Genomic DNA, 15079 nt, shown 5'->3' with positions numbered 1-15079 from the left:
TTTATATTTTAGATTTATTAGCTTTTATTATATTATTGTTTATTATACTTGCAAAATAATAATTAATAAATTATACTAAATTATGGTTAATTTATTTAATGAAATAACATATTTGGATTATACATTTCCACAACCCCAATATCTAGGTGCTAAATATAAATTTATAGATTGGATATCTAGTTTTTTACCTAATAATATAAATAATGTATTAGATGCTTTTTCTGGATCTCAATCTGTATCTTTTAGATTTAAGCAATTGGGATATAAAGTAATAACTAATGATTTTTTAAATTTTAATCATCAAATAGGGATTTCATTAATAGAAAATAAAAATAATATATTGACAGATATAGATTTAAATATTTTATTTGATAAAAATTCTAATGAAAATTTTTTTAATTTATTTCAAGATGTATACACAAATGTTTTTTTTGATATTAATGAAACTTTATTTTTAGATTCGTTTAGGTCTAATATAGATAGATTGGAGAATAGATATAAAAAATCTTTAGCTTTATCAATAATGAATAGAAGTATGACTAGAAAAGTAACAATGGGACATTTTTGTCATGCTCAAGCTTTAAATTATGCTTCTAATCCAGATAGAATAAAAAGAAATAGAAGTTTGATAAGACCTATAAAAGACATATTTATAGATTTATTAAAATATTACAATGCAGCAGTATTTGATAATAAGAAAGATAACATAAGTTATAATTGTGATATATTAGAATTACTTCCAAATTTAGATAATATAGATTTAGTGTATTTTGATCCTCCATATTGTAATAGTCATGCTGACTACCAAAGTTTTTATCATGTTTTAGAGACTTATACAGAGTATTGGAAAGATAAAGAATTTGTTAATTCAACTAAAAGATATGAGCCAAAAAAGTATACAGGTTTTGATAAAAAAAATAATGTTATAGAATCATTAAATTTATTATTTGAATTTTCAAAAGATATACCTTATTGGTTATTTAGTTATAATGATAGAAGTTATCCCGATGAAAATACTATAGTTAATATGATTAGTAAGTATAAAAAAAATGTAGATTTATATTATAATAAATATATGAATGGTGTTGGAGGTAAGGGAAGTGTAGCTGGTAGCCATGAAATATTAATAGTAGCAAGTTCTAAATAATTTTAAATTTTTTATTATGGATAATAATATAATATGATGACTTTTAATGAATTAAAATTAAAATACTCCAATAATGACCTTTTATTATTTTCATCAAATGAATATGGTATTTTATGGCTTAAAATAAAATCTATTTTAAGAAAAGATATAATAAAAGATTTTTTAATTAGAAATAGCATAACATTACAGACAACTAAACTTGAAGATAATTTTGAAGAATTATATACAATTTTATCTTTAGATGTTATTAAATCAATAGATATGATTGATGAATATTGTATTTTAAAATTTAATGATAATTTAATAGATATAAAAAATATAGAAAAAGAATTATATAAAATGAAATTTTTTGAATGGGGTGGTGATTATAGTAATTCTTTAGATAAGTATTTTGTAACTAAGTATGTAAAAACAACAAATATAATACCATATAACGTTATTTCTAATAATATAGAAAAAGATATTCAAAATTCAGTACTAGGTTATATAGTTAGCAGTTGGTATAATTATTGGTCATCTGTACTTATTGAAAATATTTTTAAAAAGCAAAATTTTGTTGTACCTGCTATTGGTAATATAAAAAATGTAGATTTTTTTATAAAAGATATTCCTTTTGATTTAAAAGTTACTATTTTTCCCAAAGGTTATATGGAGAAAATGAGAAAAGATAGTAATTTAAAATCAGAAATTAGTACTTTAAAAAATATAGCAAAAAAATTTAATATATCATATGATAATAATGATGATAAAAATTTACAATATGAAATTTTAGAAAGATTAAAGTTAATAAAAAATAAAGAAGCTAAATTAGAATTAGAAAATTTTCAAAATGAGCAAATAAAAATAATAAATAATACAATAATTAATTACAAGCCGTTAATAAAATATTTATATGAAAATCAAGGGGATATGCGGTTTGGTTGTGAAAATAGAATATTTATTATAGTAATTGATGTTAATGATATATATAATTCATGGAAATTAAAAAGAAATATAGAATTATTAGAAAAGCCAATTAAAAAATATATAAATAATTTTAATCCTAATAATTTAGATAAATTAAGAATTGATTTTATTTATAAAAATAAAAAATACACAACATATTCGGATATTATATTTATAATTAATCAATAAAAAATAAGGAGAAAATATGAAAGTTGCTATAATATTTGGAAGCAGATCTGATACTGAAAAAATGAAAGGTGCTGCTTCTTGTTTAAAAGAATTTGGAATAGAATATAAAGCATTTGTACTTTCAGCTCATAGAGTACCAGAACATCTTGAAAAAACTATTAAGCATATTGAAGAAAACGGCTATGAAGTGATAATAGCAGGTGCTGGACTTGCTGCTCATTTACCTGGAGTAATAGCTTCAAAAACAATACTTCCTGTTATTGGTGTTCCTATTAGTGCGAGCAATCTTGACGGAATGGACGCTCTTTTATCTATAGTTCAAATGCCAAAACCTATAACTGTTGCTACTGTTGGTATTAATAATTCTTATAATGCTGGTATGCTTGCTGTGGAAATGCTTGCTTTAAAGTACGAAGATATTAAAAATAAGTTAATTATATATAGACAAAAAATGAAAGAAGACTTTATTGCTGATAATGATAAGCCTATAGAGTTTGATATTTAATATTATTTTTTATATTAAAAAGTCAGTAAATAATTTTATATCATTTTTATTTATTGTTTATATATTAATAAAATATGTTTTTCAATTTTGATTATTCTAAGTTTTTTATTATTTATAAATATAGTAAAATAATTAAAAAAGATATATAATAGCATAACAAAAATAAATTAGTTTATAATTTGTAAATTAGTTTTATAATAACAGGAGTTAGAATATGTCTAAAGAAAAGAAAGAAATGCTTTATGAGGGTAAAGCAAAAAAGGTTTACGCTACTGATAATGCAGATGAAATAATTGTGTATTATAAAGATGATGCTACAGCTTTTAATGGAGAGAAAAAAGGTTCTATTAAAGATAAAGGTGTTATGAATAATGAAATTACTTCATTACTTTTTAAAATGCTTGAAAAAAATGGAATCAAAACTCACTTTATAGAAAAATTAAGCGACAGAGAACAGCTTTGTCAAAAAGTAAAAATTTTCCCATTAGAAGTAATTGTTAGAAACTTAATAGCTGGTTCTATGGCTAAAAGACTTGGAATAGAAGAAGGTACAGTTCCTCCTAACACTATATTTGAAATTTGTTATAAAAATGATGAATACGGCGATCCTTTAATCAATGATCACCATGCAGTTGCTTTAAAGCTTGCTACTTATGATGAATTAAAATATATTTATGAAGTTACTTCTAAAGTTAATAATTTATTAAAAGAAGCTTTGGACAAAATAGGCATCACTTTAGTTGATTTCAAAGTAGAATTCGGTAAGAACTCAAAAGGTGAAATACTTTTAGCTGATGAAATTACTCCGGATACTTGCAGATTCTGGGATAAAGAAACTGGTAAAAAATTAGATAAAGATAGATTTAGAAGAGATTTAGGTTCTATTGAAGAAGCTTATATAGAAGTTTTAAATAGACTTAATAATCTATAATACTAAATAAAAAAGAATTTGAAGACTTTGCTTAATATTTTTTATATTTTGCAAAGTCTTTTATATTTTATAGCAGAAATTTTATAATAGCAGAAATTATAAGGAGAGTATTCAATGTCTGATATAGCTAAATTTAAATATGTTGATGATAATATTGTTAAAAATTTTTTTGTAAAGGAAGATAATAAAGTATTATGCAAATGCTGTGAAAATGAAACAGATTTGGTTTATTATACTATTCCGCATTGTGAAGATGAAATAACACCATTATGCCTCGAATGCATAGCAAATGGAAAGGCAGCTGAAAAATTTGATTGTGATTTTATTGATGAACCTTTTGACAGTGATAGTATTATTGAAAATAGAGATGAAAAAATTGAGGAACTTACAAAAAGAACACCTGAATATTCAGCTTGGCAGCAGCCATATTATCCAAACCATTGTGATGATTTTTGTAAATTTATTTCTTATGTTGGCTATAAAGAATTAAAAGAAAGAAATTTATTAGATAAAATAATTATATCCTCTGATAATGATGAAGATTCTGTGAGAGAATATATTGAAGATTTAGAAATAGGAGGAAGTTTCCAAGGATATTTATTTGAATGTTTGAAATGCGGACAATTAATTTTGCATACAGACTGCGATTGATTTTATATTTTTGTATATACTAAGAATTTTTAAGTTTGTCAACCGATGCACTTTATATAGATATTATCAACTTTTTTACCGCACACGCTCTGCGGACTTCGTCAAAGTTGCAAAAAACGCAATTGCTATAACTTTATATTACAAAACATGCCTATTAAATATAGGATATATCCTAAATTTGGATTAAAAATGCAGTTGTTCGCGAAGCGTATCCGAGCCTGTCGAGGATATAGGTTCTTTTATACCAATAAAAGAACTGGGGTGTTACGAAGTACGCAGAGCGGTGGGCAAAGCCCCGCAAATATTTTAAATTTAAAAAATTATTTTGACAAAATATAGTTGTTTAGGTATATACTTAATAAATAAGTTATCCGAAGCATATGACAGCTTTAGCTGGCATCTAATATTTGCGCCAACAAGCCTAGACGCCGAGTTTCCACTCGGGCCTTTTAGTCTAGGCAAGTTTAACAATAATAAAGAACATAGCAATAAAATAAGTGAGCCGAAGCAGATGAGAGTTTTATCTGAAATCTTATATATGCGACAACGAGCCTAGACGCCGAGTGACAACTCTGGCCTTTTAGTCTAGGCGAGTTTAACAATAATAAAAAAATATTTAATAAATATATTGTATAAAAATACGATTAACTATAATATTGATACATCAAAAATCTAAAAATAAAGTTGGTTATAATAATATATGAATAATAATATGGAATTTAATGATAAACCTAGAGAGGAATGCGGAGTTTTTGGTATTTATTCTAAAGAAATAAAGAAGGATATATTAAAAACTTTGAATTATGCACTTTATTCCTTACAGCATAGAGGTCAGGAAAGTGCAGGTATTACAGTATCTAATTACAAACATTTATTTACTTATAAATCTATGGGACTTGTATCCGATTTATTTTCAAGTAATATACCAAAAGATACTGAAGGAAATATAGCTATAGGACATGTAAGGTATTCTACTACAGGAGCTAGTAAAATAGAGAATGCTCAGCCTCTTGAAAACCTTTTCAGATTAGGTCAAATTGCTATAGCACATAATGGTAATTTAACTAATGCTGAAGAATTAAGATATGAACTTGAAGAAGGCGGAGCAACATTTAATGCCACTTCAGATACAGAAGTTATTATTAAGCTTATAGCTAGAAAAACAGTTAGTAACTTTATAGAAGGTATTAAAGAATGCGTTAATATTATAAAAGGTGCTTTTGCTCTTGTCATAGTTGTAGACGGAAAGCTTATAGGTATAAGAGACCCTTATGGTATAAGACCTTTATGTTTAGGTATGAATGATAATGGCGATTATTGTTTAGCTTCTGAATCTTGTGCTTTAGATGCAGTTGGTGCTAAATTTATAAGAGATATTGAAGCCGGTGAAATGGTTATAATAGATGATGAAGGTGTAAAATCTTTCAAATATTCTAAAAATGAAGTTAAGCATTATCCTTGTGCTTTTGAACATATATATTTTGCTCGTCCTGAAAGTAATATTGACGGCATAAACGTTTATAATGTAAGATTCCAAACTGGGGTTTTATTAGCAAAACAAAATAAAGTTGATGCTGATATAGTTATAGGCGTTCAAGACTCTGGTACTATAGCTGCATTAGGTTTTGCAAAAGAAAGCGGTATTCCTTATAGTATTGGTTTGGTAAAGAACAGATATATTGGAAGAACTTTTATTATGCCTGAACAGTCTACTAGAGAAGAAACTGTAAAACTTAAATTCAATCCTTTAAAACACTTAATAGACGGTAAAAGGGTTATATTAATAGATGACTCTTTAGTAAGAGGAACTACAAGTAAGATATTAATAGATATTGTAAGACGTGCCGGAGCTAAAGAAGTACATTTTAGATCTGCTTCTCCTGTTATTAAAAGTCCTTGCTATTATGGTGTTGATATATCTTCAAAAAAAGAGCTTATTGGTGCTAAGCTTTCTGTTGAAGAAATTAGAAAAGAAATTAATGCTGATACATTAGAATATCTTACTATAGAAGACATGCTTAGTGCTTTAGGAAATAAAAATTATTGTATAGGCTGTTTTAATGGCTTATATCCTACCGATATACCTCAAAGAGCATTATCAAATAAAACTTGTTAATTAATAATAAAATATAAAAAGGGCTTTATTTATATAAAGTCCTTTTTTAGTTTTTATAAAAAAAATTATAATTGACTTTTATCATCAATAAATTTATCATATAAACAAATACAATAAAACGGGGTTAGAAATTATTATGAAAGAAGTTTCTTATAAAATATGCATGAATGAAGAAGAATTAGTGGATAGTATAATATCTGATGATGATGTTATTTATGTAGATCATAAGCTCGGAAGTAAAGTTTCTAATATCAAAAATACTGGTAAAATTGCTTGGGGTGTTCTTATTGGGGGAGTTATAGTTGCAGCTACAGCTATAATATCTTCTAAAAAATTGGGAAAGGATAAAGCCTTGATTGCTTCTTCTATAGCTACAATTCCTTCTGCTGGTATAGCTATCATATATATAGGGCTTCCTTCTACTATATCATTAATACAAATGCTTATTTATGCCTATAAACAAAATGACGGTATTAATGGTGCTAAAGATATAGTATTAAAATTAAGAAATGATTATTATATTGCTGAGAAAGACAGAGAAAAAATTACATTAAAGAAAACTGCAGGCGAAAAAGTAAAAGAAGTAAAAATCACAGAAATAAAAAAAGCAGAAAATTAATATATACTGAAAATTTTTAACTTTGTCAACTGATGCACTTTATATAAATGTTATCTACTTTTTTGCCGCACAAAAAAGTAGCAAAAAACGCAATTGCTATAACTTTATATTTTAAGAATATGTATCAAATATGGTATAATACCCTGATTTTAGGTTAAAAATGCAGTTCTTCGCGAAGCGTATCCGAGCCTGTCGAGGATATAGGTTCTTTTATACCAATAAAAGAACTGGGGTATGGGGCAAAGCCCCAGATATAAAAACAAAAATATAAATTTATTTTTGACAAAATATAATTGTTTAGGTATATAATTAATTTTTAAATTAATAAGTTACATATATCATTTATTTGTACAATATTTTCCTTGCTTTCTATTTCATAAACATCAGTTTCTATTAATAAAGTTTTAAGATAGGGAATTTTTACAATATCAGTATCCCTATCACCTATCATAAAAGAATTAAATAAATCTATATTATATTTTTTCGATGCAAGTAAATGCATTCCTGCTTCAGGTTTTCTTAGTACTGATAATATATTGTAAGGCTCAACATGACCTTTTATATGATAAGGGCAATAATAAAAATCATCTATAACAGCATCATGTTTTTTATATTCTTCGTATATATAATTATGAACATTATGCACATCTTCATTGCTATAATAATCGTATGATATACCAGCTTGATTTGTTGTTACTATTGTGATGTATCCTTTTTTATTTGCTTCTTTTACTACATCTATAAATTCTTTTTTGATTTTTACTCTGTCAACTGTTCCTATATATCCGACATCTTCTATTAATACGCCATCTCTATCTAAAAATAATGCTTTAGTAGCTTTTTTATTTTCATCTGCAAAATATGCAGGAATACCGTATAATATATTTTCCTTGAATGCATTTTCTATTAAATTATTTATATATTCTATATTTTCGTTTATTTCATTATTTTTATATATCTTATTATTATGTATTAGAAAATTATTATTAAATGAATATCCTGATAATATATTTTCTATATCGTTTTTAATTATTTTATAATTTTTGTCTATTGTATATAATTTATTTTTTATTTTTGAATCAGTATCAAAATCAAGTGCAATTAAAACAGCATTATTTTCGATTTTTTTTGAAAAGTTTAAAAAGTAATTTTCTATATCTTTGTTCATAATATTAACTTCCTACAATAATTCTTTAAGTTTAATATAAAACAAAATTTTTATCAATTAATAAAGAGAATATTATTAATAATTGATTTTTTTTATTTATGTTATATATTATTACTCGAATTATGGAGGAATATAATGGAAAATACTTTAATTAATAGGAATAATACTTTAAATAATGATTATAATAAATTTATAAAAGCATTAAAATATTTACTTGTATTTGCATTATCAACAATACCAACCTGCATTTATATATTCAGTTTAAAAAATATAGATACAAGCTATATATTCCCAATATTTTTGAATAGTCATTTATTTGTTAGTTTTTATTTATTTTGTTTTACAGTACTTTTTCATTTGATTCCTTTTAATAGAAAAGTTATTTTAATGACATTTTTATCTTTTTTGCTTGTAAGTATTATAGCAGTATTTTCAAATATTTCTTTTAATTATATTTACATGCCTCCTATAGGCACTGCTGATTTTCAGATATTATTCAATAGAAGTGTATTTTTTACTATAATATTTTTTATTATAGTAATGCTTTCATATAATTCTTTTGATGCTGTAAATACTGATAAAATTTCAGATTTTTTTACAGTTTTTGGAGATACATTTTTGTGGTTTGTGATAATTAATACAGCAAGCAGTACTGTATTAACAATACTAACTTATTTACTTATTATTGTAGGTTTTTCTATTACAGCTTTATTTGAGTCAAGCACAGATATTGGTTTTATAATAGCAAAATTAGTTATATGTTTTACAATATTTATATATGGGTTTATTCCATTTTTAGCTTATTATATATACTGCAAAACAAAATCTGTAATATCTATGTATGTTTCTAGGGCTTTTTTGGTAATTACTTTATTTTGTATGTTTATAATGTTATTCTTAATGCTTCCTTATGAATCAAGACCTTATAATAATAGAGTTGTATATGTTTTATATAATTGTATACTAGCTTTTACTATAATTAATTTATTGTTTACAAGAATGGATAAAAAATCAAATATATTTATAAAGGCAATGTATTTGATAGTGCCATTATTTGCAATGATTTTTGATTTATTGACTATAACAGCTACAATATATAGAATAGTTAACTTTGGACTTACACCTACTAAATTAACTTTGATTATATTAAATATAATTTTTCTTATTCATTTAATATTTATTTCAGCGAGTACTATTGTTTCATTTATGATGTCATTTAAAAATAGAGAAACAACCGGTACATTTGATATTGTTATAAATAATAAACCGATGATATTCATTTATGTTTATTTATTATTTTCTTTTGTAGTATGTTTTGTACTTCCTATTATTTATATTAATTGATATATACCAAAAATTTTAGAGTTTGTCAAAAAATACAATTTTAAATTTAGGTTATTTGTGGGGACTAGCCCACCGCTCTGCGTACTTCGTAACACCCCCAGTTCTTTTGCGACTGAAAGGAGTGCCTGTGGTATTGACACAAAGAACCTATATCCTCGATAAACTCGGATACGCTTCGCGAAAGGCTACATTTGGGCTTTAATTTAATAAATTATATTACATATAATACAATTTTAGTATGATTTAGTACTAATTTTATACTTGCACTTTTTGGTTCTTTGACGCTGTCCGCCTGCGACCGTAGGGAGTGCCTTTTAGGTATGGCGTGCGGCGGGAAAAAGAACAACAAAAAAATTGACAAAATATAGTTATTTAGGTATATACTATAGCTTGTTTAATTTATAGTATTATAAAGTTAATAATACTATATAATTTTTTCTTTATATAATTGTATATTTTAAAAATTGTTATATGATTGAATTGTATAATATTAAAGAAATTATAAATTTAATAAAGTATATTTAAAAAATTGTTTAGGGGTTTATTATGATCTTAAATTTTACAAAAATGCATGGTATAGGAAATGATTATATTTATGTTGATTGTTTTAAAGAACAATTTACTGTAGATGATGCTGTTACTTATGCACCAATTTTAAGCAACAGACATTATTCTATAGGAGCTGATGGAATTATACTTATAATGCCTAGCAATATTGCTGATGTTCAAATGAGAATGTTTAATTATGATGGTTCTGAAAGTGAAATGTGCGGAAATGGTATAAGATGCGTAGCTAAATATGCCTATGATAATAATATAAGCAGAAATAACCCAATGAAAATAAAAACTTTAAGAGGCATATTAGAAGCTAAATTATTTATAAAAAATGATGAAGTTGACAGTGTTGAAATAAATATGGACAGTCCTATATTAGAAGGATTAAAAATTCCAACTACAATAAATAAAGAAAGAATAATTGATGAACCTATAAATATTAATGGAAAAACATATTATTTTACTTGTGTATCTATGGGTAATCCTCATTGTGTAATATTTGTTGATAGTATTGATGATATTGATATTAGTAAAATAGGAAGCTATATAGAAAATAACAGTATATTCCCAAATAGAACTAATGTAGAATTTGTTGAAATTATTAATAGTGGAGAGGTTAAGCAAAGAACTTGGGAAAGAGGAAGCGGAGAAACTCTAGCATGCGGAACTGGTGCATCTGCTGTGTGTGTTGCTGGTTTTATTAGCGGAAGAACAGATAATATCATACTTAATCATCTTCTTGGAGGTGATTTAGTATTAAGATATGAAAATGATACTGTATTTATGAAAGGTGAAGCTAGATATTGCTTTAATGGAACCGTTAAAATATGATATAAAAAATTTACAAAATATTCCACTATTAGAAAATAAAATATATGTAATTGTAAAAATATGAAAATTAAATATTTCTTTATGTAAATATGATGTAAAAATAGTATAAAAAATATAATTATATTATAACTTTTTTAAAAAAAATGTTAATTTTAAAATAGGTTGATTTTATTATTAAGTAGTTTATACTAAGAAATGAGAATCACAAAATAAGAGGGGGATATGAAAAGAACAGTTATAGTATTAGTTCTATTTTTGTGCCATCTTAATTTGGAGACACATAATTTTAATATTAATGATTATTCTTTTCCATCTAATGATTGGGTAAATTTAATTAAAGATGTTGCCAATCACTACAATCAAGATTTCTGGTTCATAAAAGATGTATTTGATGTTTGCAGCAATTATGATGTTGATCCGCTTTTAATGGTGGCATTAATAAAAGTTGAAAGCAGTTTTATTCCAACAGCTTTATCTAAAAAAAATGCTTATGGATATTGTCAAATAACTCCAATTGCTAATGAAGATGTTGATCCTACTTTAAATAGATATAATCCAAGAGACAATATTATATTAGGTGTAATATTTATAAGAAAACTTTTAACTAGATTTGAAGGCAATATTGTAAAAACACTTAGATATTATAATGCCGGAAACAATTATGATGAATACGGCGAATCTTATGCTGAAAGTATAAAATATGAATATACTACTATGGTTAGTCTTTATGTAAAAGAAGATAGTTCTTACGGCAATATATATAGAAAAGAGGCCTTTTAAAAGACCTCTTTAAATATTTTTACTAATTATGTTTTATCTTTTCAAATTGACAACAGTAGCAAGTAAGTTATCACTTGTTTGTACTGCTTTAGAGTTCATTTCATAAGCTCTTTGAGCCACTATCATATCAACCATTTCATCAACAACTTTAACGTTTGACATTTCAACGAAACCTTGGTGGATTCTTGGGAATCCATTAGCACCTGGTTCGCCTTCAAAAGCAGGACCGCTTGCTATAGTTTCTTTATATAAGTTATCACCTATAGATAAAAGACCAGGCTGATTGATAAATCTATGCAAAGTGATTTGACCTATTTCAACAGGATCATTTTCATCGCCTATTTTTACAGAAACAGCACCTTCTCTAGATATGCTGATTTGTTCTACTAAGAAATTTTCAGGGAATACTATTTCAGGAACTAATCTGTATCCATTAGAAGTAACCATTTGACCATTAGCATCAATTTTGAATGAACCATCTCTAGTATAAGCAACGCTTCCATCAGGCATTAATACTTGGAAGAAACCTTCTCCTTCTAATGCTAAATCAAGTTTATTTCCTGTTGCCTGTAAAGAACCTTGATCAAACATTTTTTGAGTAGCAGCACTTTTTACACCCAAACCAGTTTGAAGACCTACAGGAGTTACAGTATCTTCTGTAGCAGGAGTTCCTTGTATTTTTAAATTTTGATATATTAAATCCTCGAAATCGGCTCTAACTTTTTTATATCCTATAGTATTAACATTTGCAAGGTTATTAGCAATGGTATCAGTTTTAAATTGCATACCGTTCATACCGCTTGCAGCAGTCCATAAAGAACGTACCATATAATAAACTCCATAATTTAAAATTATTTGATATTATATGTTCGGTAAATTACAAATTTGCTTTATAATTTTAAATAAAAAATATTATGTTAAGTTATGAAATATTGTTTTAATATTAAACACTTGTTAAAGATAAAATTCTATTATAAAATAATGTAAACTAAAAAAGGTATTTTGAAAATGTCATATTCCAAGCTAATAATTAAGAATTTCAGTAAGATTAAAGAGGCAGAAATAGAACTTTCTAATCTTATATTGTTTATAGGTGATAATAACAGCGGAAAAAGCTATTTGATGACATTGATATATGGCTTGATGAAATATAGTGATGATATTGTAAATATTATCTTTCAGGATAAAGAATTTATTTACAGCTTGGAAGAATATAAAGAAATGCAAAATATAGTTACTAAATATATAAAAATAAATGAGAATATAAATCATGGTAAAAATATATTGAATTTTTTTTCAGATTCTGATAATAAACATTTACTGTCAAAAAATGAGCTTAATATATTTTATAATTTTCTAAATCAATTATTAAATAAATATAAAACAGAAATTTTACAAATTATTTTTAATGATGAGGATAATGTAATAAATTTAGAAAGTATATATTTTGATTATTCAAATTGTTTATTTGATGTTCTAATTATTCAAAATTATGTAGCTATTAACAAAAAAAATGATTTTATGACTGGTTTTAAATATGAAAATATTGATTATATATTCCTAATTAAAAATATTATTAGTAATATATTACAAAATACTTTCTATGATTTAAAATTTTTACCTACATCAAGAACTGGTTTTTTATTAACATATAAAGAATTATCAAAAATATCAAATATGCATCAATTTAGTATTAAAGATAAAAAAGAAAAAACTATATTTCAAAAACCTATTATAGATTTTATTAATAGTTTAATAGATTTATCTTATAATTTTAGAGAAAATGATAATTATAAAGATATAATAGAAATATTTGAAAATAACATACTAAAAGGTAAAATAAATCTTAATAGAGAAACAAATGCTATGTATTATCAGCCAAATAATAGAGATTTGAAAGTACCTATGCATTTATGCTCGGCTGTTATTACAGAAGTTGCTCCATTATATTTACTTTTAAAATATTATCCTATTTTAGGCGATTTATTCATAGAGGAGCCTGAATTATCATTGCATTTGAAATTGCAGAAACAATTAGCTCGTGTATTAATAAATCTAATTAATAAAAGAAGAAATATAATAATATCAACTCATAGCGACACTATATTAGAACATATAAATAATATGGCTGTTCTTCATAGCATGAAAGATGAGGATAAAAAGAATCAAATATTAAAAGAGTATTCATATACTGAAAATGACACCATAGACATAGATAAAATTAGAATATATCAATTTGATACTGATGACAATGATATTACAACCATAAAAGAATTGAAAGGTGATAGAGAAACAGGATTTTATATAGAAACATTTCATAAATACATAAATAATGCCTCTATAGAATATGATGCAATAAATGAAGATTAATGATTATGGACGATTTTAATAAACTTTATAATTCTGCTTTTATAGATCATAAAAAATATTTATTTGATAATACTATGTGTAAAATTGATGTAATAAAAGATATTTTTACTATAAAAGATAAAAATTCAGAAATGGAATGCCGTGTAAAATTAAGTTCTGAATCTATTTGCAGTTTGGATATAGAAGGCGATAAAAAATTTAACCATTTAAGAATGAATAAATGTGCTGATGCTGTGATTATAAATAAAAATAACAATGATAAATTTGATTTGCATATAATAGAATTAAAAAATGATATTCATGATGATGACTTGAAATGGATTCATCAGCAGTTTTTAGGGGCATATTTGAGAATAAGAGCAATTTTTCTTGCTTATTCTAATGATATAGAAAATATAAAGTTTTATTTAGTATATAAAAATAATATTAATTCTGATAATAATTCCAAACAAAATAACAGTACAAATAAGAAGAAAGATAAAATAAATGAAAGACGTTTATTTGCTAAAAATAAGATAATTAATAATGTACTTTTAAAAATATATCCTTTTAATTCTGAAATATTAGATATAATAAAATGCGATATAACTGATAATAATGAAATTCTTATTTAATTAAAAATTTGTATGCTTGCGTTTTTTGCGTAGCGTATGCGTCGGGAAAAAGTTGACTAAAAAAATGACAAAGTTAAAAATTTTCAGTATATATTCCTAAATATATAGAGTTATAGAATTTAAATTTTTCTTTTTGAATGTATTAAGTGTCAGCAGAAACTTTGATAAAATCGGTAATATATAAATAGTTTAAATATAACATTATCATCAACTTTTAATACAGAATGATTGTAAATATTTTTTGCACAGGAGCCAGACATATTGCATTAAGTATTCCTTAGTTTTTTAAAGTATAACATAGGTGTATCATAATT

Annotated in this window: 14 protein-coding genes; 12 read left to right on the top strand and 2 right to left on the bottom strand. The window is 24.8% G+C overall.

The features are described 5' to 3' along the window. Window positions 1-82: 82 nt before the first annotated feature. The 7 genes from Q0K52_RS04215 to Q0K52_RS04185 all read left to right on the top strand — a co-directional run bounded on the left by Q0K52_RS04215 (window position 83) and on the right by Q0K52_RS04185 (window position 7103). Entirely contained in the window at window positions 83-1147 is a 1065-nt protein-coding gene (locus Q0K52_RS04215; protein WP_297296798.1) for a DNA adenine methylase, read from the top strand. A gap of 33 nt (window positions 1148-1180) precedes the next feature. Next, window positions 1181-2281, top strand: coding sequence for a hypothetical protein (locus tag Q0K52_RS04210; RefSeq protein ID WP_297296796.1), 1101 nt, complete (start codon window positions 1181-1183; stop codon window positions 2279-2281). Between the two features lie 16 nt (window positions 2282-2297). Then, on the top strand, window positions 2298-2786 hold the full coding sequence (purE, locus tag Q0K52_RS04205; RefSeq protein WP_297296794.1) for a 5-(carboxyamino)imidazole ribonucleotide mutase: 489 nt from the start codon (window positions 2298-2300) through the stop codon (window positions 2784-2786). Window positions 2787-3000: 214 nt separating this feature from the next. After that, window positions 3001-3717, top strand: coding sequence for a phosphoribosylaminoimidazolesuccinocarboxamide synthase (gene purC / locus Q0K52_RS04200; RefSeq protein WP_297296792.1), 717 nt, complete (start codon window positions 3001-3003; stop codon window positions 3715-3717). Window positions 3718-3831: 114 nt separating this feature from the next. Further along, entirely contained in the window at window positions 3832-4368 is a 537-nt protein-coding gene (locus Q0K52_RS04195) for a CbrC family protein (protein WP_297296790.1), read from the top strand. 700 nt (window positions 4369-5068) lie between these two features. Continuing rightward, window positions 5069-6484, top strand: a complete 1416-nt coding sequence (gene purF / locus Q0K52_RS04190; protein WP_297296788.1) for an amidophosphoribosyltransferase — start codon at window positions 5069-5071, stop codon at window positions 6482-6484. Between the two features lie 136 nt (window positions 6485-6620). Further along, window positions 6621-7103 carry a hypothetical protein gene (locus Q0K52_RS04185; protein ID WP_297296786.1) on the top strand — a complete coding sequence of 161 codons (483 nt, stop codon included), beginning with the start codon at window positions 6621-6623 and terminating at the stop codon, window positions 7101-7103. Between the two features lie 316 nt (window positions 7104-7419). Here Q0K52_RS04185 and Q0K52_RS04180 read toward each other — a convergent pair whose 3' ends face one another. After that, on the bottom strand, window positions 7420-8271 hold the full coding sequence (locus tag Q0K52_RS04180; protein WP_297296784.1) for an HAD-IIIA family hydrolase: 852 nt from the start codon (window positions 8269-8271) through the stop codon (window positions 7420-7422). A gap of 135 nt (window positions 8272-8406) precedes the next feature. Between Q0K52_RS04180 and Q0K52_RS04175 the strand changes: the two genes are divergently transcribed. The 3 genes from Q0K52_RS04175 (at window position 8407) to Q0K52_RS04165 (ending at window position 11781) form a co-directional block, all read left to right on the top strand. Further along, window positions 8407-9615: a hypothetical protein gene (locus tag Q0K52_RS04175; RefSeq protein WP_297296782.1), complete on the top strand. Its 1209-nt coding sequence runs from the start codon at window positions 8407-8409 to the stop codon at window positions 9613-9615. Between the two features lie 546 nt (window positions 9616-10161). Then, a complete protein-coding gene (gene dapF / locus Q0K52_RS04170; protein WP_297296780.1) occupies window positions 10162-11001 on the top strand; it encodes a diaminopimelate epimerase in 840 nt (279 codons plus the stop codon). A gap of 222 nt (window positions 11002-11223) precedes the next feature. Then, window positions 11224-11781 (top strand): lytic transglycosylase domain-containing protein, encoded by a 558-nt coding sequence (locus Q0K52_RS04165; protein ID WP_297296778.1) that lies wholly within the window; start codon window positions 11224-11226, stop codon window positions 11779-11781. 33 nt (window positions 11782-11814) lie between these two features. On the opposite strand, the gene flgG is transcribed toward Q0K52_RS04165, so the two are convergent. Next, entirely contained in the window at window positions 11815-12609 is a 795-nt protein-coding gene (gene flgG, locus Q0K52_RS04160) for a flagellar basal-body rod protein FlgG (protein ID WP_297296776.1), read from the bottom strand. Window positions 12610-12789: 180 nt separating this feature from the next. On the opposite strand from flgG, the gene Q0K52_RS04155 reads away from it, so the two are divergent. Both Q0K52_RS04155 and Q0K52_RS04150 read left to right on the top strand, forming a co-directional pair. Beyond that, window positions 12790-14151, top strand: a complete 1362-nt coding sequence (locus tag Q0K52_RS04155; protein ID WP_297296774.1) for an AAA family ATPase — start codon at window positions 12790-12792, stop codon at window positions 14149-14151. Between the two features lie 5 nt (window positions 14152-14156). Further along, a complete protein-coding gene (locus tag Q0K52_RS04150) occupies window positions 14157-14765 on the top strand; it encodes a hypothetical protein (RefSeq protein WP_297296772.1) in 609 nt (202 codons plus the stop codon). Window positions 14766-15079: the final 314 nt, after the last annotated feature.

It is taken from the genome of uncultured Brachyspira sp., from assembly GCF_944390845.1.
Classification (GTDB): Bacteria; Spirochaetota; Brachyspiria; order Brachyspirales; family Brachyspiraceae; genus Brachyspira; species Brachyspira pulli.
The sequence above is the reverse complement of the archived record's forward strand: the minus strand, read 5'-3'. Positions and strand labels throughout refer to the sequence as shown.

Bases quoted from the DNA above. Each gene is read 5' to 3' on its own strand.
- Q0K52_RS04150 (WP_297296772.1), top strand. From the start codon at position 14,157: ATGGACGATTTTAATAAACTTTATAATTCTGCTTTTATAGATCATAAA.
- Q0K52_RS04210 (WP_297296796.1), top strand. From the start codon at position 1,181: ATGATGACTTTTAATGAATTAAAATTAAAATACTCCAATAATGACCTT.
- purF (WP_297296788.1), top strand. From the start codon at position 5,069: ATGAATAATAATATGGAATTTAATGATAAACCTAGAGAGGAATGCGGA.
- purE (WP_297296794.1), top strand. From the start codon at position 2,298: ATGAAAGTTGCTATAATATTTGGAAGCAGATCTGATACTGAAAAAATG.
- Q0K52_RS04180 (WP_297296784.1), bottom strand. From the start codon at position 8,271: ATGAACAAAGATATAGAAAATTACTTTTTAAACTTTTCAAAAAAAATC.
- Q0K52_RS04165 (WP_297296778.1), top strand. From the start codon at position 11,224: ATGAAAAGAACAGTTATAGTATTAGTTCTATTTTTGTGCCATCTTAAT.
- Q0K52_RS04215 (WP_297296798.1), top strand. From the start codon at position 83: ATGGTTAATTTATTTAATGAAATAACATATTTGGATTATACATTTCCA.
- Q0K52_RS04175 (WP_297296782.1), top strand. From the start codon at position 8,407: ATGGAAAATACTTTAATTAATAGGAATAATACTTTAAATAATGATTAT.
- purC (WP_297296792.1), top strand. From the start codon at position 3,001: ATGTCTAAAGAAAAGAAAGAAATGCTTTATGAGGGTAAAGCAAAAAAG.
- Q0K52_RS04195 (WP_297296790.1), top strand. From the start codon at position 3,832: ATGTCTGATATAGCTAAATTTAAATATGTTGATGATAATATTGTTAAA.
- Q0K52_RS04155 (WP_297296774.1), top strand. From the start codon at position 12,790: ATGTCATATTCCAAGCTAATAATTAAGAATTTCAGTAAGATTAAAGAG.
- dapF (WP_297296780.1), top strand. From the start codon at position 10,162: ATGATCTTAAATTTTACAAAAATGCATGGTATAGGAAATGATTATATT.
- Q0K52_RS04185 (WP_297296786.1), top strand. From the start codon at position 6,621: ATGAAAGAAGTTTCTTATAAAATATGCATGAATGAAGAAGAATTAGTG.
- flgG (WP_297296776.1), bottom strand. From the start codon at position 12,609: ATGGTACGTTCTTTATGGACTGCTGCAAGCGGTATGAACGGTATGCAA.